This window comes from Nocardioides sp. HDW12B (assembly GCF_011299595.1).
In the GTDB taxonomy this organism is placed as follows: Bacteria; Actinomycetota; Actinomycetes; order Propionibacteriales; family Nocardioidaceae; genus Marmoricola_A.
Map to the genome: position 1 here is coordinate 615,540 of NZ_CP049867.1, position 26,477 is coordinate 642,016.

Below are 26,477 nucleotides of genomic sequence, written 5' to 3' on the forward strand. Positions count from 1 at the left end.
CTCTCCACAGGATCAGCAGAACCCATTTCTCGGCGACCTGACGACGCACACCGTCCGCCGCGCGTCGTGCTCCACCACCCGACGTGGCGCATCTGAAAAGATGCTGCGGTGAGCGAGCCGGAGAGTCCTGCGTCCGGACCCGTCCGGGCCGAGCTCGTCGTGGACCTCGACGCCCTGCGCCGCAACGTGCGCACGCTTGCCGACACGTGCGCGCCGGCCGCGCTCATGGTGGTGGTGAAGGCCGACGGCTACGGCCACGGCATGGTGCCCGTCGCCCGTGCTGCGCGCGAGGCGGGGGCCGACTGGCTCGGGGTCGCCACCCTCGACGAGGCGCTGGCGCTGCGCGCGGCCGGCGACACCGGACCCGTGCTCTGCTGGCTCGGGGTGCCTGGGGAGGACTACGCCGCCGCGATGGAGGCGGACGTCGACGTCACCGCCTACTCGACCGCCGAGCTCGACGAGATCGTCGGCGCCGCCCGTGCGCGAGGCGGCCGGGCGCGGCTGCAGCTCAAGGTGGACACGGGACTCTCGCGGGGCGGCGCCACCGCCGCCGACTGGCCCGACCTCGTGGCCGCCACCCGCGACGCCGTCGAGGCCGACGAGGTCGAGCTGACCGGCGTGTGGTCCCACTTCGCCTGCGCGGACGACCCCGACCACCCCGCGAACGAGGCCCAGGAGCAGGCGTACGCCGCCGCGCTGCGGGTCGTCGACGAGGCGGGCCTCGACCCGGGGCTGCGCCACCTCTGCAACTCCGCCGGCGCCCTGACCCGGCCCCAGGCACGCTACGACCTCGTCCGGTGCGGGCTGGCGTCGTACGGGCTCTCGCCGGTGCCCGAGCACCGCACCAGCGAGGAGCTGGGGCTCGTGCCGGTCATGACCGCGCGCGCCCAGGTCGCGCTCACCAAGCAGGTCCACGCCGGCGCGGGGCTGTCCTACGGCCACACCTACGTCACCGAGCGCGAGACCACCGTCGCCCTGGTCCCGGTCGGGTACGGCGACGGCGTCCCGGTCCACGGCTCGTCGGTCGCCCCGGTGCAGGTCGGCGGCGTACGACGTACCGTCTCCGGCCGGGTCTGCATGGACCAGCTCCTCGTCGACGTGGGCGACCAGCCGGTGGCCGCCGGGGACGAGGTCGTCCTCTTCGGCGCCGGCGCCGACGGGGGACCGACCGCCCAGGAGTGGGCGGAGGCCTGCGGCACGATCTCCTACGAGATCGTGACGCGGATCGGCGGACGCTTCCGACGACGCCACGAGCACCTGACCCAGGAGGACGCATGAGCCGGCGCGGGATCGCCGCGGGGGTGGTGGCCGGTCTCGGCGCCGCCGTCACCACCGGGGTGCTGGTGGACCGCCGGATCGGCAAGCGGCTCGAGGCCGCGGCCCGCGAGGGCGACGTCGACAACCTCGGCTCCCTGCGCGGCGAGGTGCACCGGATCCGCACCTCCGACGGCCTCGACCTGCACGCCGAGGTCGACCCCCGCTCACCCCACGTCGGGGAGGGGACCGAGGAGTACGGCGAGGACGACCTCACGGTGGTGTTCGTCCACGGCTTCGCCCTCAGCCTCGACTGCTGGCACTTCCAGCGGGCCGCCTTCCGCGGCCGGCACCGGCTGGTCTTCTACGACCAGCGCTCCCACGGCCGCAGCGACCGCTCGGAGAAGGAGAACGCGACCATCGACCAGTGCGGCGACGACCTGATGCGCGTGCTCGACGAGCTCGCCCCGGGGCCGGTCGTGCTCGTGGGCCACTCCATGGGGGGCATGACGATCGTGGCGCTCGCCGAGGAGCACCCGGAGCTGTTCGGCACGCGGGTGGTCGGCGTCGGCCTGGTCTCCACCACCGCGGGCGGGATGCGGGCCCACAAGGTCGTCATCAAGTACCTCCCCGACCGTGTCGGCACCACGCTGGTCAAGCAGGGCGTGATGCTGGCCGCGCAGCGCGACCGGCTCCTCGAGCTGCTGCGCCGCCGCGGATCCGCGGTCGGGCTCAAGCTCACCGACGTCTTCGCCTTCGGCGACCACCCGGTGCCCCCGGCGTACGTCGCCTTCGTCGACGACATGATCTCGGCGACGCCGATGTCGGTGCTGCTCGAGTTCATCCCGCAGTTCGACCTGCTCGACAAGTTCCACGTCGTGCGGGCGTTCGAGCGCGTCCCCACCTGGATCCTGGGCGGGACCGCCGACAAGCTGACCTCCATCGGGCACGCCCGCAAGCTCCACGCCCACATCGACGGCTCGCACCTCGTCGTGCTCGAGGGCGGCGGGCACATGCCGATCCTGGAGTTCAAGGACGAGGTCAACGCCGCCCTCGATGACCTCCTCGAGGCGGCCGAGCAGCACCGCGCCGGCGGAGGGCAGCCCGAGCGCGCCCGAGGGGCGTCGTGACGCAGCCCGAGGCAGCGCCGACGCTCCAGGTGTCCGAGGTCGGCGAGGAGGCCGCCGAGGTCGTCACCGCCCTGATCCATGCCGGCTTCTCGCACCGACCTGCCCTCGACCCGCCGGCCACGGCGCTCGACGAGACCACCGCCACGGTCGCGGCGGCCCTGCGCGGCGCCGGTGGCCTGCTGGCCACCCGGGACGGCGAGCCCGTCGGCGCCCTGCTGCTGGACCACGACGGCGACTGGCTGACGCTGCGCCGGGTGTCGGTGGCGCCGCAGGCCCAGCGCCTCGGCGTCGCCTCCGCCCTCGCGGCGGCCGCCGAGGAGGTGGCCGAGCGTCGCCGGGTGCCGCGGCTGCGCCTCGCGGCGCGCGTCGAGCTGCCCGCGACGGTGGCGCTGTGGGTCCGGCTCGGCTACCGCGAGATCGACCGCCACGGCCCGCTGCTGACGCTGGCGAAGGAGACGCCGGTGCGTGGCGTTGCCGAGGACGCCGACGCCACGCGCGAGCTCGGGCGCCGCCTCGCCGGTGGGCTGCGGGCCGGCGACCTGCTGATCCTCACCGGCGACCTCGGGGCCGGCAAGACGACGCTGACCCAGGGGCTGGGCGCGGGCCTGGGGGTGCGCGGTCCGGTCACGTCCCCGACGTTCGTGCTCTCCCGGGTGCACCCCTCCGAGGTCGGGGGACCGCCGCTGGTCCACGTCGACGCCTACCGGCTCGGCCTCGGGGCCGGCGCGGGGGCGCTCGAGCTCGACGACCTCGACCTGGACCTGTCGCTGGACACCGCGGTCACGGTGGTCGAGTGGGGCGAGGGTCTGGCCGAGAGGCTCGCCGACGACCGGCTCCACCTGAGCATCCGCCGGGCCACGGGTGGGGCGACCGACGGTGCGGGCGACGAGGCGACCGAGCAGCGGACCGTCACGCTCACCGCGGTCGGCGCCCGCTGGGTGGGTTCGGACATCCACAGGCTCGTCACCTAATCTCTACGGGTGCTTCTCGCCCTCGACACCTCGACCCCGCTGGTCGCGGTGGCCCTCCACGACGGTCGGGGCGTCGTCCACCGTGCGGTCAGCGAGGCCCGGATGCAGCACGGCGAGCAGCTCGGCGTGATGATCGACGCCGCGCTCCGCGCCGTCGGCGCCGACCGCCTCGACCTCACCGGGGTGGCCGTCGGTGTGGGACCGGGACCGTTCACCGGCCTGCGGGTCGGCGTGGTCACCGCGCGCGTGCTGTCCCTGGCCCTCGACGTGCCGACGCACGGGGTCAGCAGCCTCGACGTGCTCGCCGCGGCCGCCGCCGACGAGCAGGCAGCGGGGGGTCAGCCTCCCGAGCCCTTCGTCGCGACCCTCGACGCCCGCCGCAAGGAGCTCTTCTGGGCCTCGTACGACGCCACCGGGCAGCGGGTCTCCGACCTGCAGGTGACGCGGCCCGACGACGTACCGGAGGGGTTGGTGGTGGGCGCCGGACCCGTCCTCTACCCCGACGCGTTCACCCGGGTCGCGGGACCGACCGCGCCCGACGCCGGGGTGCTGGCGCAGGTCGTGCTGGACCGGCGCGCCGAGGTCGTCGCCGCCGAGCCGATCTACCTGCGCCGCCCCGACGCGCAGGTGCCCGGCCCGCCGAAGGCCGTGTCGTGAGCCGCCCGCACGTGAGCATCGAGCAGGCCACCGGCGCCGACGTCGAGGCCGTGCACGCGCTGGACGACGCCTGCTTCGGCGTCGACGCCTGGTCGCAGGAGTCGGTGCGCACCGCCCTGACCGGACCCCACCGGCACGCCCTGCTGGCGCACGAGGGCGAGGAGCTCGTCGGCTACGCCATCTCGATGCTGGGCGGCGACGTCCTGGACCTGCAGCGGATCGCGGTCGCCCCCGGGCACCGCCGCAGCGGCCTGGCCCGGGTGCTCTTCGACCGGCTCTGCCAGGAAGGCGCTGCCGGGCGAGCGCAGCGCCTGATGCTCGAGGTGAGCGAGGCCAACGCCTCGGGTCGCGCGTTCTACGAGGCCTGCGGGCTGACCGAGGTGGCGCGACGGCCGGCGTACTACCGCGACGGGTCCGCCGCCCTGGTGATGGAGCTGCCGCTCACGCCCGAGGACGAGGACGTGGTCGAGGCCCACCTCGCCCGGGAGCGGACCGACGTGGCGGAGCTGGCCGAGCTCGCCGAGCGGGAGGAGTGGCGCGATGCGTGACGAGCCGTTGGTGCTGGGGATCGAGACCTCCTGCGACGAGACCGGCGTCGGGATCGTGCGCGGCCACACCCTGCTCGCCGACGCCGTCGCCTCCTCGGTCGAGGAGCACGCCCGCTTCGGAGGGGTCGTCCCCGAGGTCGCCTCGCGCGCCCACCTGGAGGCGATGGTGCCGACCATCGAGCGTGCCTGCACGACCGCCGGGGTCTCCCTGCGCGACGTCGACGCGGTCGCGGTGACGAGCGGCCCCGGCCTGGTCGGGGCGCTGCTGGTGGGCCTGGCCTCGGCCAAGGCGCTGGCGATCGGGCTCGACAAGCCGTTGTACGGCGTCAACCACCTTTCGGCCCACGTCGCGGTCGACCAGCTCGAGCACGGGCCGCTGCCGGAGCCGTGCCTGGCGATGCTCGTCAGCGGAGGACACTCCTCGCTGCTGCTGGTCGAGGACGTCACCGGGACCGTGGAGCCCCTGGGCGCCACCATCGACGACGCGGCGGGGGAGGCCTTCGACAAGGTCGCGCGGCTGCTGGGCCTGCCCTTCCCGGGTGGGCCGCACATCGACCGCGCGGCCGCCTCGGGATCCTCGGTCGCGATCGACTTCCCGCGCGGGCTGACCTCGCGGCGCGACCTCGAGCGGCACCGGTTCGACTACTCGTTCTCCGGCCTCAAGACCGCCGTCGCCCGCTGGGTCGAGGCCCGCGTCGCCGCCGGCGAGCCGGTCCCGGTGGCCGACGTCGCGGCGTCCTTCCAGGAGGCCGTCTGCGACGTGCTGACCCGCAAGGCGATCGACGCCGCGGTGGACCGCGGCGTCGAGGACCTCCTCATCGGGGGCGGGGTGGCGGCCAACTCGCGGCTGCGCGTGATGGCCGAGGAGCGGGCCGCCCGCCACGGCATCCGCGTGCGGGTGCCCCGACCGGGGCTGTGCACCGACAACGGTGCCATGGTGGCCGCCCTCGGCTCCGAGCTGGTGGCCCGCGGCCGGACCCCGTCGGAGCTGGGCATCGGGGCCGACTCCAGCCTGCCCGTCACCCAGGTCCTGGCCTGAGCCATCTCCCTCAGGGGGTGGTCTCCAGGTGCACGTCGGAGACGTAGGGGTCGGAGCTCTCGTAGTCCCCGCCGCGCACGGCCGAGAACTCGCCGGTGACGCTCAGCTGCATCGTCCGCCACGTGCCGGCCTGCGCGACCGACATCACCACCTGGTCGGACTCGTTCCACTCCCTCTGAGCCACGAACGCCTGGGTCCTGCGGTTGTTGACCAGCGACGTGACCACCTCGCCGGTGGCCGCGTCGAGGATCGCGATCGACGAGCTGCCGGCACCGTCACCCTGGGGGTCGACGCCCATCACCCACCTCCCGCTGGGGCTGAAGACCAGTCCCGCGTAGTCGCACGTGCGCCAGAGCGGGCGCTGGGAGCCGGCCGCGACGACGCCGCTGCACGACCCGTAGTCCTCGACCTTGATCATGCCGGCGACGCGGCCGTCCGCGGCGACCGAGTTGACCCAGGCCAGCCCGGGCGTCACGGCGACGTCGCCCTGGGACGTGACGGTGAGGCTCTCGACCCGGTCCTGCCGGTTGAGGTGCACGACGCAGCCGTCGTCGGCCCCCGGGGTGCACGACCCCGTGGCGTCGATCGCGGCGACGAAGACCGTCCCCTCGGCCCGGTAGATCTCCTGGGGCTCACCTCCGTCGACCAGCGTCACGACCCGGTTGTCCGGGTCCGACCAGGCCACGACGGCGCCGTCACGCGAGACGGACAGCCCGCCGTCGCCGGCCGCGTAGGTGGCGTCGACGGCACCGGTCGCGTCGACGCGGTCGGCGACGAGGTCGGAGCCGTCGGAGCGGATCGCGACCCACCCGCTGCCCAGCGGCACGACCGACTGGTAGTCGGCCTCGACGGCCACCGGGCTCGCGCCGCCCGGCGGGTTGATGCGTCCGGGGGACACGGTGGTCAGGGTCTGCTCGGCCGCGGCCGGGCGATCGGTGGTCAGCACCTGTCCGATCGGGCTCACGGGCGTGTCGACGCCCTCGGAGGCGCGGTCGGGGCTGGGCTCCGCGGTCTGCGACGGCGAGGGCGACCGGTTGGCCGGGTCGAACGAGGGCGAGGCGCCGGGCGAGCCCGTGGCGTTCAGGCCGACCGGCACGGCGATCGCGAGCACCGCCGCGGCGGCCAGCCCGCTCACCGCGATGCGGCGGCGGCGGATGCCGTGGGCGCGGCCCTTGACGTCGTCGAGGGTGAAGGGGTGGTCGTCGCCGACGCCGTCGGCGCGGCGCTGCAGGGCGCCACGCAGGCTGCCCGGCAGCTCGTCGTGGGTGTTCATCGGGTCTCCCGGGGGGTGGAGGAGGAGCGGGGGAGGGACGAGCCCCGAGGGTCGTCGTCGTGAGGGGCGATCTCGTCGGCCCGGGCGCGCAGCGAGGCGAGGGCCCGGCTGGCCTGGGACTTGACGGTGCCGACCGAGACGCCGAGCGCCGCAGCGGTCTCGGCCTCGGACATCTCCTCGTAGTAGCGCAGCACCACCACGGCCCGTTGCTTGCGCGGCAGCGTCTGGACGAAGTCCCACAGGTCCGCGTCGCGTCCCGTCGGCGCCGGGGCGGCCTGGTCGGGCATCTGCGAGACCGTGGTCTCCTGCCGCTTCCAGGCCCGGCGCCACAGCGAGTTGTGCTCGTTGACGAGGATGCGGCGCACGTAGCCGTCGAGGCTCTCGCGCTGCTGCACCTTGTCCCAGCTCAGGTAGAGCTTGGCCAGGGCCGTCTGCACCAGGTCCTCGGCGGTGTGCCGGTCGCCCGAGAGCAGGTACGCCGTGCGCAGCAGGCTGGGCTGCCGGGCGGCCATGTACTCGGCGAACTCGGCGTCGCGGCGCTGGTCGCGTCGCTCGCCACGGCTCGTGCCGGCGGCCGGGACGTCTGGTCCGGTCACCTCAACCTCCTGGAGGTCGTGCCGTGGAAGGACGGCGGGCTGGGGTTCGGCGTACACGCGTGGTGCCATCCTTCCGCTTCTCTGTCGTCGTCCGGGGCCCGGACACGACCAAGACGCGAGCCGGTCGCAGAAGGTTGCACCGGTCCCGCGGCGGGTTGACCCGGCTGCCCGGCTACCCGGCTACCCGGCTACTCCGGGCGGCCGGTGGTGGCCAGCGCGAGCCCGAGGCCGATCATCGACAGCCCGCCGGTGGCGGTCAGACGACGGCCACGGGCGGGGGAGGCGTTGAACCACGTGCGGAGCCGGCTGGCCAGCAGCGCCCAGACCAGGTCGGAGACCACGCCGATGAGGACCGCGAGCAGCCCGAGGACCAGCATCTGCACGGGCACCCGCCCGAGCGTCGGCGTGACGAACTGCGGCAGCACGGCGGCGAAGATCATGAACGCCTTCGGGTTGGCCACGCCGACCACGAAGCCCTGCCGCACCGCGACCGGCCAGGGCAGCGTCGCCCGGGCGGCGTCGGGGTCGTCGACGTGGAGGTCGCGGCGGTGCCGCACCGCCTGCACCCCGAGCCAGACGAGGTACGCCGCCCCGACGAGCTTGACCACCGTGAACACCGCCGCCGACTCGGCGACCACCGCCCCGAGCCCGAGCGCCACGAGCACCATGACGACGAAGAGGCCGAGGCTGTTGCCGGCGACCGTGGCGATCGCCACCGACCGGCCGTAGGCCAGCGCCCGCCCGATCACGAACACCACGCTCGGTCCCGGGATCACGATCAGCACGAAGGCCGCCGCCGCGAAGGCGAGCAGCTCGTGGGCGGGGACCAGCGTCATGGGCTCCAGTCTGCCGCGTCTCCGGGGTCTGCGGGGAGCGGGTCGACGAGCAGGGCGGTGCCCCGGCCGGCCACCCGGGTCAGCACCACGGTGCCCTCGGCGTCGCCGCGGAGCGCGAGCCGCCGGCGCAGCTCCTCGGGCACGGCCTGGACGCCCCGCTTCTTGATGGTCAGCCGACCGATGCCGCGCTCGCGCAGCGCGGCCTTCAGCCGCTTCTCCTGGTAGGGCAGCTCCTCCTGGACCCGGTAGGCGCGCGCCAGCCGCAGCGCCCGCGGCCAGTCCGTGCCGCCCGTCCCGCCGGTCCCGCCCGTGCCGTCGGCGGCGACGTAGGCGATGTGCTCGTCGAGCAGGTGCCCGCCGACCAGTGCGGCCACGGCGGTGACCAGTCCGGCGCGGACGACCGCCCCGTCCGGCTCGAGGAGGTACGCCGCCACGGGGCCGGTGCCCACGGCGTCCGGCCCCGGGTCGTCGCGGTCGGTGACCTCCTCCACGTCGTACGCCGGGGTGGGGGCCGTCGCGTCCGCGCCCGGGTCCGTGCGCCGGCGGGTCCGGATCACGGTCGCTCGTCGGGTGACCTGCGCCAGGCCCGGCGACCACAGCGCGGCCTCCTTGACCTCCCCGTCGACGCTGACCCACTCCGCCTCCACCCCGGCCGGGATCCGGTCGTGCGGGACGCCGGGCGCCACCTTCACCACGGCCGGGACGGGCCCGGCGAGCACCTCCTCGACGAACGACCAGGGAGGGGAGTAGGCGTCGACGTCGAAGGTCCGACCGCGCGCCGTGCGCCGGGCCGGGTCGACGAACACCGCGTCGTACGCCGAACGGTCGACCGTCGTGGCGTCGGCCACCGTCACCCCGCCGCGGGTGCCGACGCCGTGGGCGGGCGCGGCGGCGAAATTGGCGGCGGCGACAGCGGCGGTGACCGGGTCCAGGTCGACCCCCGCCACCGCGAGCCGGGCGCGGGCGAGGGCGAGCAGGTCGGCGCCGATGCCGCACCCGAGGTCCATGACGGTGGGCGGCGCGACCGCCGGCGCTTCGGAGGTGGCATCGGGACCACCGTGGGGACCGGCGTCGTCCCGCAGCGCCGCGGCCAGGCGGGCCGCCCGGCGGTCGGCGATCTCGGGCCGGGTGGCCTGCTGGAGGCCGTCGGGAGTGAGCAGGAGCCGGGCCGCCCCGGGTCCGAGCCTCGCCACCGCGCGGGCCCGCAGCACCGCCTGCGTGGTGGCCGCCGCGGCGAGGTCGGCCGCGGCTCCCGGCGGCGCGTCGGCGTGCTCCGCGAGCGCGAGCCGGCGCACCTGCTCACCGGCCCGGAGGGCGTCGACGCCCGCGGCGTGCAGCTCCTCGGCGAGGGCCAGCACCCGCCGCCCGGCGGGCGTGAGCAGCCGCTCGAAGGTCGCCAGGTCCACGCCCGCATCCTCCCAGGACTCTGGTCTGGCACTCGACTTGACCGAGTGCTAACGCCGGACTAGTTTCGGTGTTGGCACTCTCGATGTGAGAGTGCTGATCGTCCGGCCCGTGCGACCCCCGCGACGGCGTACGACCACCGGGCGACAGTCTTGCTGCACCGTTCCACCCGCACCACCAGCTGCACCAGATCACCCAGCTCTCGACAACGAGACAGACCAACAAGATTGGGGAGGTCGACGACGTGTCGGTCAACATCAAGCCGCTCGAGGACCGGATCCTCGTCCAGACGCTCGACGCCGAGCAGACCACGGCTTCCGGCCTGGTCATCCCGGACACCGCGAAGGAGAAGCCCCAGGAGGGCGAGGTCATCGCGGTCGGACCGGGTCGCTTCAACGACGACGGTGACGAGCGCGTGCCGCTCGACATCTCCGTCGGCGACAAGGTCATCTACAGCAAGTACGGCGGCACCGAGGTCAAGTACGCCGGCCAGGAGTACCTCATCCTGAGCGCCCGCGACGTGCTCGCCGTCATCGGCTGATCCAGCCGGACCTGAGCTCGCGCACCACCGCACCACCGACTCCGCCCCGGGCGGCCCACCCGGGCCCCTGGGGCGTCGTCCTTCCACCCATGCGTGCACCACGATCAGTTCAAGAAAGGCAGTGATTCTTCGATGCCGAAGATCCTGGAGTTCGACGAGAGCGCACGACGCTCCCTCGAGCGGGGCGTCGACGCCCTCGCCAACACCGTCAAGGTGACCCTCGGTCCCAAGGGCCGTTACGTCGTCCTCGACAAGAAGTGGGGCGCCCCGACCATCACCAACGACGGCGTGACCGTCGCCCGTGAGGTCGAGCTGGACGACCCGTTCGAGAACCTCGGCGCCCAGCTGACCAAGGAGGTCGCCACCAAGACCAACGACGTTGCCGGTGACGGCACCACCACCGCGACCGTGCTGGCCCAGGCGATGGTCCACCAGGGCATCCGCGCCGTGGCCGCGGGCGTCAACCCGATGGCGCTCAAGCGGGGCATGGACAAGGCCGCCGCCGCCGTCAGCGAGGCGCTGCGCGAGGCCGCCCGCGACGTCGAGACCCGCGAGGACATGGCCGCCGTGGCGACCGTCTCCAGCCGCGACTCGGTCATCGGCGACCTGCTCGCCGAGGCCTTCGACAAGGTGGGCAAGGACGGTGTCATCACCGTCGAGGAGTCCAACACCATGGGCACCGAGCTCGAGTTCACCGAGGGCATGCAGTTCGACAAGGGCTACATCTCGCCGTACTTCGTGACCGACGCGGAGCGCATGGAGGCCGTCCTCGACGACCCCTACATCCTCCTGCACCAGGGCAAGATCAGCTCCATCTCGGACCTGCTCCCGCTGCTGGAGAAGGTCATGCAGGCCGGCAAGCCGCTGTTCATCATCGCCGAGGACATCGACGGTGAGGCGCTCTCGACCCTGGTCGTGAACAAGATCCGGGGCACCTTCAACGCCGCCGCCGTGAAGGCTCCCGCCTTCGGCGACCGTCGCAAGGCCATGCTGCAGGACATCGCGACCCTCACCGGCGCGCAGGTCGTGGCCCCCGAGGTCGGCCTCAAGCTCGACCAGGTCGGTCTCGACGTGCTGGGCCAGGCCCGCCGCGTCGTGGTCACCAAGGACAACACCACGATCGTCGACGGCTCCGGTGACGCCACCGAGGTCAACGGCCGCGTCGCGCAGATCAAGGCCGAGATCGAGAACACCGACTCCGACTGGGACCGCGAGAAGCTCCAGGAGCGCCTCGCGAAGCTCGCCGGCGGTGTCTGCGTGGTCAAGGTGGGCGCCGCCACCGAGGTGGAGCTGAAGGAGAAGAAGCACCGCATCGAGGACGCCGTCTCCGCGACGCGCGCCGCGATCGAGGAGGGCATCATCGCCGGCGGCGGTTCCGCGCTGGTCCACGCCGTCTCGGTGCTCTCCGACGACCTCGGTCTCGAGGGTGACGAGGCGTTCGGCGTGAAGGTGGTCCGCAAGGCCGCCGACGAGCCGCTGCGCTGGATCGCCGAGAACGGTGGCGTCAACGGCTACGTCGTCGTCGCCAAGGTCCGCGAGGCCGGCGTCGGCAACGGCTACAACGCCGCCACCGAGGAGTACGGCGACCTCATCGGCCAGGGCATCCTGGACCCGGTGAAGGTGACCCGCTCCGCGCTGGTCAACGCCACCTCCATCGCGGCGATGCTGCTGACGACCGAGACCCTGGTCGTCGACAAGCCCGAGGACGAGGACGAGTCCGCCGCCGGTGGTCACGGCCACGGCCACGGTCACGGCCACTGATCGAGTCGGGTGAGCCGGGCCGCTGACGCGGCCGCTGGTTTCTGGTCGATGCCCACACCTGGGAAGCCCTTCCCGGTGCGGGCATCGACCTGTTTTCGGGCCCGCTGCGGGGAGTGACCAGAAGCGGGCGGCCCGTCACTAGGATGCGGCGCATGCCCGAGCTGCCCTCCCTCAAGCGTCCCCGACCGCGTCAGCCCGGCGGGTCCGGCGGGTCCGGTGGGGGAGCCGACGAGGACGCGCGCGTGGTGATCGTCAGCACGGTCAAGGCGAGCGTCGAGGAGACCGAGCGGCACGTGCGCCGCAACCTCGCTGCCGGGGCGGACCACCTGGTGCTCTGCGTGGACGACGCCGACCCCGAGGTGTGTGCCCGCTGGGCCGGGGACCCGCACGTGACCGCGGTGCCGACCGACGCGGCGTACTGGGGCGGGGAGCGCTCGGACCGGCTCGCCCGCCGCCAGGGCATCAACGCCAACCTGGTGAACCTCGCCCTCACCCTGGTCCCGGGCGCCCGGTGGCTGTTCTCCCTCGACGCCGACGAGTGCCTCCACATCGACCGCTCGGTCCTGCTCGGGCTCGGCCCGGGCAAGCGGGTGGTGAGGCTGACGACGATGGAGGCGGTCTCGCGCACCGAGGCCGACGCGGGCACACCCACCGACGCCCCGGTCGAGGGCACGCGGCGCTACAAGCGCCAGCTCAGCGACGAGGAGCTGGAGATGCTCGTGGTGATGGGCGCGCTGACCGAGGCGCACATGGGCAGCTACTTCCGCGGCCACCGCCGCAAGATCGGGGTCCGGCCCGACCGCCGGTTCCGGCTGTTCCTCCACGAGGTCGAGAACGCCCAGGGCACGAAGGTGCCGATGCACCGCGACGCCGCCCGGCTGCGGGTGCTGCACGACGAGTCCCCGACGTTGGAGGAGTTCGTGCGCAAGTGGAGCGCCCACGTCGAGGGCGGCGGGTTCCACCAGAGCCCCGAGCGGCGCGCCATCCGCGGGGTCTTCCTCGCGCTGCGCGAGAACCCGGCGGCGACGGCCGAGGAGGTCGCGGCGGTCCACCGGCGCCTCTACGAGCGGGTGGCCCTCGACGACGTCGCCCTGCTCGACGCCCTCGGGTTCCTCGAGGTGCCCGACGCGGCGCGCCACACCCACCAGCCGCTGCCCTTCACCGCCGACGACCAGCAGCGCTGGGAGGCGGCTCTCGCGGCGATGTGCAGCGTCGACAAGGCCCTGCTCTCGCACCTGCCGAAGGCCCGCCCGGTGCAGGCGCTGCGCCAGGCCCAGCGCCACCTCTCGACCGAGCACCCCGCCCTGGCCGCCGAGCTCGGCGCGAGCCTGCCGAAGCGCAAGCGCCTGTCGCGCCGCGCCGACGACGAGCTGGACGGCGAGGACGAGGCGGTCGACGAGGCGGTCGACGAGGCAGCGGCCGAGGGAGCGGCCGGCTAGGCAGCCGGGACCGCGCGCGGCCGGCGCCGCGCGATGGACACCCCGACCAGAGTCACCACGCCGCCCACGTAGGCCAGCGACGCCGGCGTCTCGTCGAGCAGCAGCCACGCCATCACGATGGTGATGACCGGGATGAGGTAGGTCGTGACGGCCAGGTTCGAGGCCGGCATGTGGTTGAGGGCGTAGGCGTAGCAGGTGAACCCGATGGCGGTCGGGAACAGCCCGAGGTAGACCATCCACAGCACCGACGACGTCGGGGCCGCGGCCGCCTCATCGACGAGCCGACCCGCCCAGGGCAGGCAGGCCACGGCGCCGACGGCGCACGCGACCGCAGTGACCTCGACGGCCGGGAGGGTGGCCATCAGCGGCTTCTGGACGATGAGGCTCACGGCGTACACCAGCGCGGCGAGGGCGCACAGCAGCACGCCGAGCAGGTCGCTGCCCGGGTCGCCCGACCCGCTGCCCGACGTGCTGATCAGCCCCACGCCCGCGATCGCGAGCGCCAGCCCGACGGCCTTGGTGGCGGTGAAGCGCTCGCCGAGGAACACCGCGGCCAGCAGCGCGACCATGACCGGGGCGCTCTGCAGGACCAGCGAGGCGGTGCCGGCGTCGACGTGCTGCTCGCCCTCGTTGAGTGCGACGTTGTAGACGGCGTACCAGAGCAGGCCGATGACGACCAGGCGCCACCACTGACCCGGCCCGGGGCGGCGGAAGCGGGGGAGGGCGAGGGCGAGCAGGGCGAGGGCGCCGACGGCGTTGCGGCCCAGCGCGAGCGGTCCGGCGGAGAAGTCGTCGCCGAGGTGGCGGATCGCGACGAAGGCCGAGGCCCACAGCACCAGGGTCGTGGCGACGGCAGCGACCGGCAGCCACGTGCGCGTGGTCGTCGGGCGCGCAGCAGCCTGGCCGGGGTCCTGGGTCGTGGTCACGTCCGCGAGGCTAGAGGAGCCCACCGACACCGGGCACGCGGGTTTCGGCCACGTCACGGACTGTGGCCGGATACTGCCGGAATCTGGCAGATTGCAGGCCATGAGGCGCCGTGACTACTGGACCCACCGCATCAACCGGCTGCACCCGCTGCGCGACCACGAGGAGATCTCGCGGATCCTCGTGCAGCACGAGTTCCCCTGGGACATCAACCAGGCGCTGTCGTTCGCGCTCTTCCGCACCTACGCGGTGCCGTCGATCGGTCGGTTGCTCTACGAGACCGGCGAGTTCACCGACCGCACCCAGAAGCGGTACGACGACACGGGGCTCATCCTCGACCAGGTGCTGTGCCACGGGCTGTCGAGCCGGGAGGGCCGGGCCGCCGTGCGGCGGATGAACCAGATGCACGGGATGTACGACATCAGCAACGACGACATGCGCTACGTGCTGTCGACGTTCGTGGTGGTCCCGGTGCGCTGGCTTCAGTCCTACGGCTGGCGGGCCATGTCGGACACCGAGGTGCTGGCGAGCACGGAGTACTACAAGAACCTCGGGCGGCACATGAACATCGCCGGCATCCCCGACATCTGGGCCGACTTCGCCCGGCTGATGGACGACTACGAGGCCGCGAACTTCGGCTACGACCCCGGCGCCCGGGCGGTGGCTGACGCGACGCTGGAGCTGATGACGACCTTCCCGCCCAACGACCGGCTCCCGGCGGAGCGGGTCAAGGCGTTCTCGTTCGGGCTGATGGACGAGCCGCTGCTCGACGCCTTCCGCTACCCCCACCCCTCGCCGGCGCTGCGGCGCGCGGCCCGGGGAGCGCTGCGGGCCCGCGCCCGGGTGCTGCGGCTGGCCCCGCCCCGGCTCGCGCCCCTGCTGCTCGAGGACATGCCCAACGTCCGGTCCTACCCCGACGGCTTCCGCACCGAGGAGCTCGGCACCTTCGCGCCGACCTGCCCGGTCGACCTGCAGCGCCGGCCGGACGCCTCGGCCGTGCCCGGCGAGCGGGCACCGCTGCAGGCGGAGGGCGTCTAGCCCTTCCGGGCCGGGTCGGCGACCCAGAGCATCGGGTCGCCCCAGCCGAGGTCCTCGACCCCGTGGTGCAGCAGGGCCAGCGCGACGAGGGTCCGGCGGTGCGCGGCGAAGGTCAGCACGTGCGCGACCATGCCGCCGTAGGTGAAGACCTCCGGCGGGTCGCAGAGCGCGTCGACGAAGGTGTCGTCGAGCCGCTCGGCGGCCACGACCTCCCGCACCCGGTCGAGGTAGGCCGGCCCCTCGACGGCGAGACGGTCGCGCATCGCGGGGAGGGCCTCGTGCTCCTCCACCGACCAGTCGTAGTCGCGTGACTCCATCGCGGCGTTCCACATGCCCATCTGGCCGACGAGCCGAGACAGCAGCGAGCGCACCGACTGCGGGTCGTCGTCGACGCTCAGCCCGATCGGCTCGTCGAGCCGGTCGTCGCCCAGGCGGCCGGCGGCGTCGATCATCTCGCCGGTCAGCCAGATGTGGTGCTCGACCATCGTGGTCATCAGGTCCATGGAGCTCACCGTGTCTCGGACGGGCAGGCGCAGGCCTGCGGGTGGGTGGAAGTGGACGCCGTTCGGCGCCTCGATCTGCAGGTGCCCCGGCGAGCGTCGCCACGCCGCAGGGGCGGCGCCGTACGCGCGCCGGAACGCGCGGGTGAACGCCTCGTGGGAGCCGTAGCCCGCCTCGACGGCGACGTCGATCAGCGGGGCGTCGGTGCTCAGCATCCGGTACGCCGCCCGCTCCAGCAGGACGCGCCGGCGCAGGGCGTGCGGGGGCTCGCCGGCCACCGACCGGACGAGCCGGTCGAGGTGGAACCGTGAGAAGTGGAGCCGGGCTGCCCGCTCGGCCGCCGTCGCGTCGTGGTCGTCGAGCGCCTCGGTCAACGTGACGACGAAACGGGCGAAGACGTCCGCGCCGCTCGGGGCCCCGGTGCTCGTCATGGGCCCATCCTGCGCCCCGGGAATGCCGGCTGGCTTGATCGGCGTTGCGCTCACCTAGACTGGCCGCACGGGTCGGAGCGACGGAAGGTGTCCATGAGCGAGTCCACACCGATCCCCGACAAGTTCGCCGCGTTGGGGCTGACGTACGACGACGTCCTGCTGCTGCCCGGTCACTCCGACCTGGCGCCGGACGAGATCGACACCACCTCGCGGCTGACCCGCGAGATCTCGCTCAAGGTGCCGCTGGTCAGCGCCGCGATGGACACCGTCACCGAGTCGCGGATGGCCATCGCCATGGCGCGCCAGGGCGGCCTCGGCGTGCTGCACCGCAACCTCTCGATCGAGGACCAGGCCTACCAGGTCGACCTTGTGAAGCGGACCCAGACCGGCATCATCTCCAACCCGGTCACGATCGGCCCGGACCGGACGCTCGAGGAGCTCGACCGCCTGTGCGGGGAGTACCGCGTCTCCGGCCTTCCGGTCGTCGACACCGACAACCGGCTGCTGGGCATCATCACCAACCGCGACCTGCGGTTCACCCCGGTCGCGGAGTGGGCCACCACCAAGGTCGACGAGGTCATGACGACCGCGCCGCTCATCACCGGCGACGTCGGCATCTCCCGCGACGACGCGACGCTGCTGCTGCGCAAGCACAAGCGCGAGCGGCTGCCGCTGGTCGACGCCGAGGGCCGGCTGGCCGGCCTCATCACCGTCAAGGACTTCGTGAAGTCCGAGCAGTTCCCCCACGCGTCGTACGACGCCGACGGGCGGCTGCTCGTGGGCGCGGCCATCGGCTACTTCGGAGACGCCTGGACCCGCGCCACGACCCTGGTCGAGGCCGGCGTCGACGTGCTGGTGGCCGACACCGCCCACGGCAACGTGCGGATGCTGCTGGAGATGGTGGAGCGGCTCAAGAAGGACCCGGCGACCCGCCACGTGCAGGTCATCGGCGGCAACGTCGCCACGCGCGAGGGCGCCCAGTCGTTCGTCGACGCCGGCGCGGACGCCGTGAAGGTGGGCGTGGGACCGGGCTCCATCTGCACGACGCGCGTGGTGACCGGGGTCGGCGTACCCCAGATCACCGCGGTCTACGAGGCGTCCCTGGCCGCGAAGCCGGCCGGGGTGCCGGTCATCGCCGACGGCGGCATGAAGCACTCCGGCGAGATCGCCAAGGCGCTCGTCGCCGGGGCCGACGCGGTGATGGTGGGCTCGCTGCTCGCCGGCTGCGACGAGAGCCCGGGCGACCTGGTGTTCGTCAACGGCAAGCAGTTCAAGGCCTACCGCGGCATGGGCTCGCTCGGCGCGATGTCGAGCCGCGGCAAGAAGTCCTACTCCAAGGACCGCTACTTCCAGGCCGAGGTCACCAGCGACGACCAGATCGTGCCCGAGGGCATCGAGGGCCAGGTCGCCTACCGCGGCCCGCTCAGCGCGGTCGCCCACCAGCTCGTCGGCGGCCTGACCCAGTCGATGTTCTACGTCGGTGCGCGCACCGTGCCGGAGCTGCAGGAGCGCGGCAAGTTCGTCCGGATCACGTCGGCCTCGCTCAACGAGAGCCACCCCCACGGCGTGCAGATGACGGTGGAGGCCCCGAACTACCAGGGGCGCTGATCCTGCGGGGATCCGGCGGGGCGGTCCGGCGCGGGGCGCCCGGACGGTAGGGTTCACCCGTGCAGGAGTTCGAGATCGGCCGTGCCAAGCGAGGTCGTCGGGCGTGGTCCTTCGACGACATCGCGATCGTCCCGTCGCGCCGTACGCGTGACCCCGAGGAGGTCTCGACGGCCTGGCAGATCGACGCCTACCGCTTCGACATCCCGGTGGTCGCCGCGCCGATGGACTCGGTGATGTCACCGGAGACCGCGGTGCAGTTCGGCCGCGCCGGCGGGCTCGGCGTGCTCGACCTCGAGGGCCTGTGGACCCGCTACGAGGACCCGTCGAACCTGCTGGCCGAGGTGGCCGCGCTCGACCCGGCCGCCGCCACCCGCCGCATGCAGGAGATCTACGGCGAGCCGGTGAAGCCCGAGCTCATCACCGAGCGGCTCAAGCAGATGCGTGAGGCCGGCATCACCGTCGCGGGCAGCCTGAGCCCGCAGCGCACCAAGGAGTACTTCAAGACCGTCGTCGACGCCGGGGTCGACATGTTCGTCATCCGCGGCACGACGGTCTCGGCCGAGCACGTGTCGGGGCAGGCCGAGCCGCTGAACCTCAAGGAGTTCATCTACGAGCTCGACGTGCCGGTCATCGTGGGGGGCTGTGCGACCTACCAGGCCGCGCTCCACCTCATGCGCACCGGCGCGGCCGGTGTCCTCGTCGGCTTCGGCGGGGGAGCGGCGCACACCACCCGCTCGGTCCTGGGCATCGCGGTGCCGATGGCCTCCGCGGTGGCCGACGTCGCCGCCGCGCGTCGTGACTACATGGACGAGTCGGGCGGGCGCTACGTCCACGTCATCGCCGACGGCTCCATCGGCCGCTCCGGCGACCTGGCCAAGGCCATCGCCTGCGGCGCCGACGCCGTCATGATCGGCTCCCCGCTGGCGCGCGCCACCGAGGCGCCGGGACGTGGCTTCCACTGGGGCTCCGAGGCGTGGCACCCCGACCTGCCGCGCGGCGAGCGCATCGAGATCGGCATCGCCGGCTCGCTGGAGGAGATCCTCTTCGGGCCCTCGAACACCGCCGACGGCACCATGAACCTCGTGGGCGCGCTGCGACGCGCGATGGCCACGACCGGCTACACCGAGCTCAAGGAGTTCCAACGTGTCGAGGTCGTCGTCCAGTAGGTCGAGCAGCCCCCGTCCCGGCGCGCGCGTCGGGAACCGACCGGCCACCGGCTGCGTCGGAGGAGCATGAGCACCGTCCCGGGGCGCCGTGTCGCCCGGCCCGCAGCCGCCGCCCTCGCTGCCCTCCTCGCCTCCTCCCTGCTCGCTGCCTGCGGCAGCGACGAGCCGGCCGGCGGGGACCCTGACGGCTCCGGCGGGTCCGAGGCCTCGGCGACGCCCGCCGCCGGGTCCGAGACGCCCGAGAGCTCCGGCGGCTCCGACGGGTCCAGCACGGCCCCGTCGGCCGAGCCCGCCTCCACCCAGGGGTGGCGCACCGAGGTCTGGCACGACCTCCAGCTGGAGGTGCCCGCCGGCTGGACGGTCGGCTACGCGCCCGTCGCCCAGGGTGGCGACGTGCTCGAGTGCGGCGTCGGCCCCTTCGGCTCCGACGGCCCGGACGGCCCCGACACCACGACGCCGTACGTCGGGCGCCCGGGCTACGGCAGCGACGTGTGCGACGGCACCGGTGACGTGGAGGCGCCCGAGCAGGACTTCGTGTGGTTCGGCAGCCCCCTCGAGCGCGGCGAGACCGAGGACGACGGACGCAGCGTGACGACCGTGGAGGTCGACAACGAGACCGTCACGGTCGGAGCGGCGCCCGACGTCGCCGCCGCGATCCTCGAGTCGCTGACGGAGGTGGGGGAGGACGCCAACGGCTGCCCGGCCCAGCCGAAGCCCGAGACCCGCTACCCCGTGGAGGGCTTCGGCGACGTCCGCGGCGTCTCGGTCTGCGTCTACGCCGACGACGAGGCCGGTGCACTGAGCCGCACCTGGACCGAGAGCCTGGGCGCCCGGCAGGCCGACCAGCTCGTCCGGGGCGTGGCCCTGGGTCGACGGGCCGACTGCGACCCCGCCCCCGCGGGCCGGAGTGAGCAGCGGGTGCTGCTGCGGGCGACCTTCGACGACGACTTCGGCTCCAAGCCCCTCGTGCGCGACTACCTGGTCGAGCTGGGCGAGTGCTCGGCGGTCCTCGACCTCTCCGAGGGCGTCATCGGCACCCCGCGGCCGGTGGCCCTGTCCGAGCGCATCCTGGACGCCTGGGACTCCAACGGCGTCCGGGCGTACGTCGTCGGCGGCTCGGTCCCGCGCGACCTGGCGTCGTACTTCAAGCCGATCATGGGCTGAGGCGTGGGCCGTCGCAGGGAGGACGACACGGCCGGAGCGGCCGAGCCGGCCGAGAAGACCTGCGCCTCCTGCGGGCGCCGCATCGAGTGGCGCAAGAAGTGGGAGAAGTCCTGGGACGACGTCCGCTACTGCAGCGACGCCTGCCGGGCGCGGAAGGTGAAGCCGGTCGACCGCGAGCTCGAGGAGGCCATCCGCGAGCTGCTGGACCGCACGACGGGCACGATCTGCCCCTCCGAGGCGGCCAGGAAGGTCGGGGGCACCGACGCCGAGGACGCCTGGCGCGACCTCATGGAGCCGGCGCGACGTGCCGCCCGACGCATGGTCGCGGCCGGCGAGGTCGAGATCACCCAGAAGGGCGCCGTCGTGGACCCCTCGACCGCGAAGGGCCCGATCCGGATCCGCCGCGTCACCTGAACGGCGGCCCCGGGCCGCGACGTGACCGAGCCCGCACCCCGCGTTGTTACCGGCGGGTTCCGGTGCCGTCAGCACTCAGATACCCTCGGTATATGACTTCTTCGGACCCGACCGCGCCCGACGTGCTCGACCCCGAGACCGACCCGAGCGCGACGTACGGCCTCGACCAGCAGCTCGTCCGTCGTCTGACCGGGCTGCTGCACGCGACGAGCGGCACGAGCAGGCGTGCGGTCTCCCCGATCAACGGCCAGCCTCTGGGCGACGTGCCGCAGTCGACGACCGCCGACGTGGAGGCCGCCTTCCGACGCGCCCGACGCGCCCAGGCGGCGTGGTCGCGCACCACGCTGGAGCAGCGCTCGGCGATGATGATGCGGCTGCACGACCTCGTGCTGGAGCGCCAGGACGAGATCATCGACCTGATCTGCTGGGAGTCGGGCAAGGCGCGCAAGCACGCCTTCGACGAGCCGCTCCACATCGCGCTGACCGCCCGCTACTACGCCCGTACGGCGCACGAGCACCTGGACACCCGCCGCGTCGCCGGGGTCGTGCCCGCGCTGACCCGCGTGGAGGTCAACCGCGTCCCCAAGGGCGTCGTCGGCATCATCTCGCCGTGGAACTACCCCTTCACGATGGCGCTGTGCGACGGCCTGCCGGCGATCATGGCCGGCAACGCGGTGGTGGCCAAGCCGGACGCCCAGACCATGCTGAGCGCGCTCTACGGCCTCGAGCTGCTGCGCGACGCGGGGTTCCCCGAGGACCTGTGGCAGATGCTCGCCGGACCCGGTCGCGAGATCGGCACCGACATCATCGAGCGGTCGGACTACGTCTGCTTCACCGGATCCACCGCCACCGGCCGGATCATCGCCGGAAAGTGCGCCGACCGCCTGATCGGCTGCTCGCTGGAGCTGGGCGGCAAGAACCCGATCCTGGTGCTGCGCGACGCCGACCTGGACCGGGCTGCCGAGGGGGCCGTGCGGGCGGCGTTCTCCAACGCCGGACAGCTCTGCGTCTCGACCGAGCGGATGTACGTCGCCGACCAGGTCTACGACCGGTTCGTGGCGAAGCTCGTGGACCGGGTCAACGCCATGAGCCTGGGCGCCAGCCTGGACTGGGGCGTCGACATGGGCTCGCTCATCAGCCAGGAGCAGCTCGACACCGTGGTCGCCCACGTCGAGGACGCCCGCGCCAAGGGCGCCACCGTGCTGACCGGCGGCCGGGCGCGCCCCGACCTCGGGCCGTTCTTCTACGAGCCGACGGTGCTCGAGGGCGTGTCCCCGGACATGGTCTGCTTCGGCGAGGAGACCTTCGGGCCGGTGATCTCGCTCTACCGCTTCAGCGAGGAGGCCGACGCGGTCGCCCGCGCCAACGACGGGGACTACGGCCTCAACGCCTCGATCTTCAGCCAGGACGGCCCGCGGGCCCGTGACCTCGCCAGCCGGATCAGGTGCGGCACCGTCAACGTCAACGAGGCCTTCGGTGCGACCTTCGCCAGCATCGCTGCGCCGATGGGCGGCATGCGCGAGTCCGGCATGGGCCGGCGTCAGGGCGCCGAGGGCATCCTGCGCTACACCGAGTCGCAGGCGGTCGCCACCCAGCGGCTGCTCCGATTTGCGCCGATGCTCGGCATGAGCGACGAGCAGTACGCCAAGATCATGACCTTCAACGTGCGGCTCCTCACCCGGCTCGGCAGGAAGTGAACGACGTGGCAGACAACGACGTGTCCGGCGGCTTCGACTTCGACGTCCTCGTCATCGGGTCCGGCTTCGGCGGCTCGGTCAGCGCGCTGCGGCTGACCGAGAAGGGCTACCGGGTCGGTGTCATCGAGGCCGGGGCCCGCTTCGAGGACTCCGACTACGCGACGACCTCGTTCGAGCTGAAGAAGTACCTCTTCCGCCCCGAGATCGGCTGCTACGGCATCCAGCGGATCGAGGCGGTCCGTGACTCGCTCATCATGGCGGGCGCGGGTGTCGGGGGCGGGTCGCTGGTCTACGCCAACACGCTCTACGAACCGCTCGAGCAGTTCTACAAGGACCCGCAGTGGGCCGACATCACCGACTGGAAGTCCGAGCTCGCGCCGTTCTACGACCAGGCCAAGCGGATGCTCGGCGTGGTCGAGAACCCGCTGCGCACCCCGGCCGACGACGTCATGGAGAAGGTCGCCAACGACCTCGGCGTCGGTGACACCTTCCACCCCACCCCGGTGGGGGTCTTCTTCGGTGGGCCGGACGCGAAGGAGGGGGAGCTCGTCGAGGACCCCTACTTCGGCGGCGCCGGCCCGGCGCGCAACGCGTGCGTCGAGTGCGGCGACTGCATGACGGGCTGCAAGTACAACGCCAAGAACACCCTGGTGAAGAACTACCTCTACCTCGCCGAGAAGAAGGGCGCGAAGGTCCTGCCGCTGACCACGGTGACCCGGGTGACCCCCCTCGAGGGCGGCGGCTACGAGCTCAAGGTCAAGTGGACCAAGTCGCTGCGCAGCGGCAAGTCCGTCACCCGCACCCTGACGTGCGAGCAGGTCATCTTCGCCGCGGCCGCCATCGGCACGCAGAAGCTGCTGCACAAGCTGAAGGCGCAGGGCATCCTGCCGAAGCTGTCGGACCGGCTGGGCTACCTGTCGCGGACGAACTCCGAGTCGATCCTCGGCGCGATCGCGCCCGACACCTCGATCGACTACAGCCGCGGCATCGCGATCACCTCCAGCTTCCACCCCGACGCCGACACCCACGTCGAGCCGTGCCGCTACGGCAAGGGCAGCAACGCGATGTCGCTGATGCAGACCGTGCTGACCGACGGCGACGGCCCGGTGCCGCGCTGGCGGACGTGGCTCGGCGAGCTGTGGACCCAGCGCAGCAGCGTTCTCGACCTGTACGACGTCAAGCACTGGTCCGAGCGCACCGTCATCGCCCTCGTGATGCAGACCCTCGACAACTCGATCACGACGTACGCGAAGAAGATCCCGGGCACCAAGAAGTGGCGCCTCACCTCCCGCCAGGGCCACGGCCAGCCGAACCCGACGTGGATCCCGGTCGCCAACCAGGTCGTGCGCAAGATGGCCGAGATCATGGGCGGCACGCCCGGTGGGTCGGTGGGTGACCCCTTCAACATGCCGATGACGGCCCACTTCATCGGCGGCTGCACGATCGGCCGCTCCGCCGAGGACGGCGTCGTCGACGCCTACCAGCGCGTCTTCAACTACCCCGGTATGCACATCGCCGACGGCTCGGCGATCTCGGCGAACCTCGGGGTCAACCCGTCGCTGACGATCACCGCTCAGGCCGAGCGGATGATGGCGCTCTGGCCCAACAAGGGCGAGGAGGACGCACGTCCGCCCCTCGGGTCGGCGTACGAGCGCATCGAGCCGGTCGAGCCCAACGACCCGGCCGTGCCCCCCAGCGCCCCCGGAGCCCTGCGCCTGCCCATCGTCGCGGTCTCCTGAGGCTCGCCCCCACGCCCAGATGCGTGGGAAAAGCACCCTCAGCGCTGGCTGCAGGGGTGCTTTTCCCACGCATCTGTGGGCCGACGACGTCCTGGGTGGTCAGAGACGTGCTCGGCGTCGGCGCACGACGGACGACCCGAGGACGAGCAGCGCGACGCCCACGACGCCGGCGAGCCACACCGCGGGGCGTTCCCACACGGGGGTGCGGGCCCACTCGGGTGCGTCGTAGGAGCGCGTCGGCCCGGCCAGCAGGTCGGTGGCGAGCGACACGGACGAGGGGGCGAGGTAGCTGCCGTACTCGCCGTGCAAGGTGACGAGCGGACGGCTCTGGAGGACGTCGTCACGTGCCGACCCCGGACGTACGTCGACCTCGTGCAGGGTGTCGACGTTGTCGATGCCCACGACCACGCGGTCGTCGCCGGACCAGCCCAGGACGTGGACCGCCTCCGAGCTCGCGTCGCGGTCCTCCGGCTCCAGGAACCCGGACGACTCCACGGCGATCCGCCCCCGGGTGCCGATCACGATCAGGCGGCCGCTCTGCATGCCCGTCGCGAGACGCGCTCCGTCCGCGTCCCAGACGAGCCGGGAGGCTCCGCCGTCCCCGAGCAGGGGGAGCCGGCGGCCGGTGTCGTCGGTCGCCGGGTCTGCGTCGGCCGACAGGCGCCCCCCGCTGCCCAGGCTCGCCACCACCCCGTCGTCGGAGACCGTGACCGGGGACTCCGTCGACTGGAAGGCGAGGCGCGTCCGCTCGCCGGTCGTGGTGTCGAGGCGCTCGGTGCGGTAGTTGCGGGACCCGCTGACGCGCCCGCTCCGGTCGGTGACGAGGGTGATGCCGTAGGCCAGCCACCGGCCTGACGGGGACCACCCGAAGCCGTAGGTCTGCACCCCGAGGTCGGAGGGGATCGGGTGGTCGGTGACCTCGCCGGTCGTGAGGTCGAGGACGCGGACGCCGGACCGGTCGGGTCGCAGCGCGCGCGTCGGGTCGCCGGTCGCGTCCCGGGCGCGGTCGGCCCAGGCGTAGGCCAGGCGCGTGCCGTCGGGGGAGAGGGCGGCGGCCCCCGCCTGCTCGTTGTTGAACAGACCCTCGGTCCACAGACCGGGCAGGTCGAGCCCGCGGTAGCGCCCGTCGACCGCGGACACCGCGACCAGCCCGCTGTACCCGACGGGCATCACGGCCGCGGTGACGCCGACGGCGAGCGTGTCGGTGCGCACCTCCTCGGCCCACGGGTCGGTCCCGGCCTCGTCGCGACCGGGGGCGAAGCCCTCCGGGACGCCGTAGAGGTCCGACGGCAGAGCGGGCGCGACCTCGGAGCCGACGGGGTCGGGGCTGCCAGTGACGTCGCGGACGAGGGCCGTGCCGCCGACCGCGACGACACCCACCGCGGCGGCCGTGGCGGCAGCGGCGATCGTCACCCGCCGCCGGTGGGCGCGCCGGCCGCGGCGCCAGGTGTCGGGCGCGACGCGGACCGCGGGCTGGTCGTCGGCGAGCCCGTGGAGCAGCTCACGCAGGCCGGTCGGGCCGGGGCCGGGGGAGGCGGTCATCGGGAGCCTCCTGCCGGCTCGGACCGCGGGGAGAGGTGCTCGGCGAGGTGCGGGGCGACCGAACGCAGCCGGGCCAAGGCCTGGCGGGTGTTGCTCTTGACGGTGCCGAGCCCGATCCCGAGGACCTCGGCGGCCTGCACCTCGGTCAGGTCCTCGTAGAAGCGCAGCACCACCACGGCCCGCTGCTTGGGCGTCAGCTGTCGCAGAGCGGCTTCCAGGCTGAGGCGCAGGTCGGGGTCGCCCGCGCGCGCAGCGACCTGGTCGCCGTACGTCCCGAGGGGGACCTCGCGCACGCGGCGCTGGCGGGCGGCGCTGATGTGCTCGTGGTGGAGGATCCGCCGGACGTAGGGCTCCGGCTCGCCCTGGATGCGGTGCCAGGCCCTCGCGGCCTTGACGAGCGTGGTCTGCACGAGGTCCTCCGCGCGGTGGTGGTCTCCGACGAGGAGGTACGCCGTGCGCGCCAGCGCGTGCGTGCGGGCGTGCACGAAGGCGTCGAACGTCGACTCGTCAGCGGTCACGGCCACCCCCTCTCACCACCCAGGACGCGTCGGACCGGGCTCCCGGAGGGTAACGACCGCGGACTTTCTCGCGCGGCGGGGCCGGGCGAGGGTGGTCGAAAAAAGGTCCAGGGCCCGACCAGGGAGGGAGGGGCGGTCGGGCCCTGTTCGAGCCGGCGGACCGACTCACCGAGACCCGGTCCTGGGAGGAGGACCTACCGGATCTCATCTGGCGCAACGACCGGGGTGGTGCGGGGTTACGCGGCTGGACGAGAAGTTTTCGGCGGGTCACCGGCCGCTAGGCTGT

At 73.2% G+C, this 26,477-nt stretch carries 24 protein-coding genes; 16 read left to right on the top strand and 8 right to left on the bottom strand.

Going from position 1 to position 26,477, the window contains the following annotated elements; translation table 11 throughout:
- Nucleotides 1-108 precede the first annotated feature (108 nt).
- Genes alr through tsaD form a run of 6 tightly spaced genes read left to right on the top strand, consistent with a single transcriptional unit; the run spans nucleotide 109 to nucleotide 5,599 of the window.
- Nucleotides 109-1,278 (top strand): alanine racemase, encoded by a 1,170-nt coding sequence (gene alr / locus G7072_RS02935; protein WP_166084153.1) that lies wholly within the window; start codon nucleotides 109-111, stop codon nucleotides 1,276-1,278.
- Nucleotides 1,275-2,384, top strand: coding sequence for an alpha/beta hydrolase (locus tag G7072_RS02940; protein WP_166084154.1), 1,110 nt, complete (start codon nucleotides 1,275-1,277; stop codon nucleotides 2,382-2,384). Before alr ends, G7072_RS02940 begins: the two co-directional genes overlap by 4 nt.
- A complete protein-coding gene (gene tsaE, locus G7072_RS20185) occupies nucleotides 2,381-3,355 on the top strand; it encodes a tRNA (adenosine(37)-N6)-threonylcarbamoyltransferase complex ATPase subunit type 1 TsaE (RefSeq protein ID WP_346766212.1) in 975 nt (324 codons plus the stop codon). The genes G7072_RS02940 and tsaE overlap by 4 nt, the downstream gene beginning before the upstream one ends.
- Before the next feature lie 9 nt (nucleotides 3,356-3,364).
- Complete coding sequence (tsaB, locus tag G7072_RS02950) at nucleotides 3,365-4,012, top strand: tRNA (adenosine(37)-N6)-threonylcarbamoyltransferase complex dimerization subunit type 1 TsaB (RefSeq protein ID WP_166084155.1); 648 nt, start codon at nucleotides 3,365-3,367, stop codon at nucleotides 4,010-4,012.
- The gene (locus G7072_RS02955) at nucleotides 4,009-4,560 is read left to right on the top strand and encodes a GNAT family N-acetyltransferase (RefSeq protein ID WP_166084157.1); all 552 of its coding nucleotides are present in this window, start codon (nucleotides 4,009-4,011) and stop codon (nucleotides 4,558-4,560) included. The genes tsaB and G7072_RS02955 overlap by 4 nt, the downstream gene beginning before the upstream one ends.
- Nucleotides 4,553-5,599 (top strand): tRNA (adenosine(37)-N6)-threonylcarbamoyltransferase complex transferase subunit TsaD, encoded by a 1,047-nt coding sequence (gene tsaD / locus G7072_RS02960; protein ID WP_166084158.1) that lies wholly within the window; start codon nucleotides 4,553-4,555, stop codon nucleotides 5,597-5,599. The genes G7072_RS02955 and tsaD overlap by 8 nt, the downstream gene beginning before the upstream one ends.
- A gap of 10 nt (nucleotides 5,600-5,609) precedes the next feature.
- Here the strand turns inward: tsaD and G7072_RS02965 are convergent, their stop codons facing one another.
- The 4 genes from G7072_RS02965 to G7072_RS02980 all read right to left on the bottom strand — a co-directional run bounded on the left by G7072_RS02965 (nucleotide 5,610) and on the right by G7072_RS02980 (nucleotide 9,710).
- Nucleotides 5,610-6,872 carry a hypothetical protein gene (locus G7072_RS02965; protein WP_166084159.1) on the bottom strand — a complete coding sequence of 421 codons (1,263 nt, stop codon included), beginning with the start codon at nucleotides 6,870-6,872 and terminating at the stop codon, nucleotides 5,610-5,612.
- Nucleotides 6,869-7,468: a SigE family RNA polymerase sigma factor gene (locus G7072_RS02970; protein WP_240917119.1), complete on the bottom strand. Its 600-nt coding sequence runs from the start codon at nucleotides 7,466-7,468 to the stop codon at nucleotides 6,869-6,871. The genes G7072_RS02965 and G7072_RS02970 overlap by 4 nt, the downstream gene beginning before the upstream one ends.
- Nucleotides 7,469-7,656: 188 nt before the next feature.
- Nucleotides 7,657-8,304, bottom strand: a complete 648-nt coding sequence (locus G7072_RS02975) for a LysE family translocator (RefSeq protein WP_206063253.1) — start codon at nucleotides 8,302-8,304, stop codon at nucleotides 7,657-7,659.
- Entirely contained in the window at nucleotides 8,301-9,710 is a 1,410-nt protein-coding gene (locus G7072_RS02980; RefSeq protein ID WP_166084161.1) for an SAM-dependent methyltransferase, read from the bottom strand. Before G7072_RS02980 ends, G7072_RS02975 begins: the two co-directional genes overlap by 4 nt.
- Before the next feature lie 242 nt (nucleotides 9,711-9,952).
- Between G7072_RS02980 and groES the strand changes: the two genes are divergently transcribed.
- From groES to G7072_RS02995, 3 genes are all read left to right on the top strand, one after another.
- The gene (gene groES / locus G7072_RS02985; RefSeq protein WP_166084162.1) at nucleotides 9,953-10,249 is read left to right on the top strand and encodes a co-chaperone GroES; all 297 of its coding nucleotides are present in this window, start codon (nucleotides 9,953-9,955) and stop codon (nucleotides 10,247-10,249) included.
- 132 nt (nucleotides 10,250-10,381) lie between these two features.
- A complete protein-coding gene (groL, locus tag G7072_RS02990; protein WP_166084163.1) occupies nucleotides 10,382-12,010 on the top strand; it encodes a chaperonin GroEL in 1,629 nt (542 codons plus the stop codon).
- A gap of 152 nt (nucleotides 12,011-12,162) precedes the next feature.
- A complete protein-coding gene (locus G7072_RS02995) occupies nucleotides 12,163-13,449 on the top strand; it encodes a glycosyltransferase family 2 protein (RefSeq protein WP_166084164.1) in 1,287 nt (428 codons plus the stop codon).
- On the opposite strand, the gene G7072_RS03000 is transcribed toward G7072_RS02995, so the two are convergent.
- Complete coding sequence (locus G7072_RS03000; RefSeq protein WP_240917120.1) at nucleotides 13,446-14,375, bottom strand: DMT family transporter; 930 nt, start codon at nucleotides 14,373-14,375, stop codon at nucleotides 13,446-13,448. The two genes, G7072_RS02995 and G7072_RS03000, sit on opposite strands and share 4 nt — an antisense overlap.
- A gap of 100 nt (nucleotides 14,376-14,475) precedes the next feature.
- On the opposite strand from G7072_RS03000, the gene G7072_RS03005 reads away from it, so the two are divergent.
- Nucleotides 14,476-15,411 (top strand): oxygenase MpaB family protein, encoded by a 936-nt coding sequence (locus G7072_RS03005; protein WP_166084166.1) that lies wholly within the window; start codon nucleotides 14,476-14,478, stop codon nucleotides 15,409-15,411.
- On the opposite strand, the gene G7072_RS03010 is transcribed toward G7072_RS03005, so the two are convergent.
- Complete coding sequence (locus G7072_RS03010; protein ID WP_166084167.1) at nucleotides 15,408-16,343, bottom strand: helix-turn-helix domain-containing protein; 936 nt, start codon at nucleotides 16,341-16,343, stop codon at nucleotides 15,408-15,410. The two genes, G7072_RS03005 and G7072_RS03010, sit on opposite strands and share 4 nt — an antisense overlap.
- Nucleotides 16,344-16,436: 93 nt before the next feature.
- Between G7072_RS03010 and guaB the strand changes: the two genes are divergently transcribed.
- From guaB to G7072_RS03040, 6 genes are all read left to right on the top strand, one after another.
- Nucleotides 16,437-17,951: an IMP dehydrogenase gene (gene guaB, locus G7072_RS03015; RefSeq protein WP_166084168.1), complete on the top strand. Its 1,515-nt coding sequence runs from the start codon at nucleotides 16,437-16,439 to the stop codon at nucleotides 17,949-17,951.
- Between the two features lie 59 nt (nucleotides 17,952-18,010).
- A complete protein-coding gene (locus G7072_RS03020) occupies nucleotides 18,011-19,117 on the top strand; it encodes a GuaB3 family IMP dehydrogenase-related protein (protein WP_166084169.1) in 1,107 nt (368 codons plus the stop codon).
- Nucleotides 19,118-19,183: 66 nt separating this feature from the next.
- Nucleotides 19,184-20,281: a hypothetical protein gene (locus G7072_RS03025; protein ID WP_166084170.1), complete on the top strand. Its 1,098-nt coding sequence runs from the start codon at nucleotides 19,184-19,186 to the stop codon at nucleotides 20,279-20,281.
- Between the two features lie 3 nt (nucleotides 20,282-20,284).
- The gene (locus tag G7072_RS03030; RefSeq protein ID WP_166084172.1) at nucleotides 20,285-20,695 is read left to right on the top strand and encodes a DUF2256 and DUF3253 domain-containing protein; all 411 of its coding nucleotides are present in this window, start codon (nucleotides 20,285-20,287) and stop codon (nucleotides 20,693-20,695) included.
- A gap of 92 nt (nucleotides 20,696-20,787) precedes the next feature.
- A complete protein-coding gene (locus G7072_RS03035; RefSeq protein ID WP_166084173.1) occupies nucleotides 20,788-22,392 on the top strand; it encodes a succinic semialdehyde dehydrogenase in 1,605 nt (534 codons plus the stop codon).
- A 5-nt stretch (nucleotides 22,393-22,397) separates the two neighbouring features.
- Entirely contained in the window at nucleotides 22,398-24,131 is a 1,734-nt protein-coding gene (locus G7072_RS03040) for a GMC family oxidoreductase (RefSeq protein ID WP_240917121.1), read from the top strand.
- 99 nt (nucleotides 24,132-24,230) lie between these two features.
- Here the strand turns inward: G7072_RS03040 and G7072_RS03045 are convergent, their stop codons facing one another.
- Nucleotides 24,231-25,673, bottom strand: coding sequence for a PD40 domain-containing protein (locus G7072_RS03045; protein WP_166084175.1), 1,443 nt, complete (start codon nucleotides 25,671-25,673; stop codon nucleotides 24,231-24,233).
- On the bottom strand, nucleotides 25,670-26,191 hold the full coding sequence (locus G7072_RS03050) for a SigE family RNA polymerase sigma factor (RefSeq protein ID WP_240917122.1): 522 nt from the start codon (nucleotides 26,189-26,191) through the stop codon (nucleotides 25,670-25,672). Before G7072_RS03050 ends, G7072_RS03045 begins: the two co-directional genes overlap by 4 nt.
- Nucleotides 26,192-26,477: the final 286 nt, after the last annotated feature.

Bases quoted from the DNA above. Each gene is read 5' to 3' on its own strand.
- G7072_RS02940 (WP_166084154.1), top strand. From the start codon at position 1,275: ATGAGCCGGCGCGGGATCGCCGCGGGGGTGGTGGCCGGTCTCGGCGCC.
- tsaD (WP_166084158.1), top strand. From the start codon at position 4,553: ATGCGTGACGAGCCGTTGGTGCTGGGGATCGAGACCTCCTGCGACGAG.
- G7072_RS02965 (WP_166084159.1), bottom strand. From the start codon at position 6,872: ATGAACACCCACGACGAGCTGCCGGGCAGCCTGCGTGGCGCCCTGCAG.
- G7072_RS02975 (WP_206063253.1), bottom strand. From the start codon at position 8,304: ATGACGCTGGTCCCCGCCCACGAGCTGCTCGCCTTCGCGGCGGCGGCC.
- groL (WP_166084163.1), top strand. From the start codon at position 10,382: ATGCCGAAGATCCTGGAGTTCGACGAGAGCGCACGACGCTCCCTCGAG.
- G7072_RS02995 (WP_166084164.1), top strand. From the start codon at position 12,163: ATGCCCGAGCTGCCCTCCCTCAAGCGTCCCCGACCGCGTCAGCCCGGC.
- G7072_RS03005 (WP_166084166.1), top strand. From the start codon at position 14,476: ATGAGGCGCCGTGACTACTGGACCCACCGCATCAACCGGCTGCACCCG.
- G7072_RS03010 (WP_166084167.1), bottom strand. From the start codon at position 16,343: ATGACGAGCACCGGGGCCCCGAGCGGCGCGGACGTCTTCGCCCGTTTC.
- guaB (WP_166084168.1), top strand. From the start codon at position 16,437: ATGAGCGAGTCCACACCGATCCCCGACAAGTTCGCCGCGTTGGGGCTG.
- G7072_RS03025 (WP_166084170.1), top strand. From the start codon at position 19,184: ATGAGCACCGTCCCGGGGCGCCGTGTCGCCCGGCCCGCAGCCGCCGCC.
- G7072_RS03035 (WP_166084173.1), top strand. From the start codon at position 20,788: ATGACTTCTTCGGACCCGACCGCGCCCGACGTGCTCGACCCCGAGACC.
- G7072_RS03045 (WP_166084175.1), bottom strand. From the start codon at position 25,673: ATGACCGCCTCCCCCGGCCCCGGCCCGACCGGCCTGCGTGAGCTGCTC.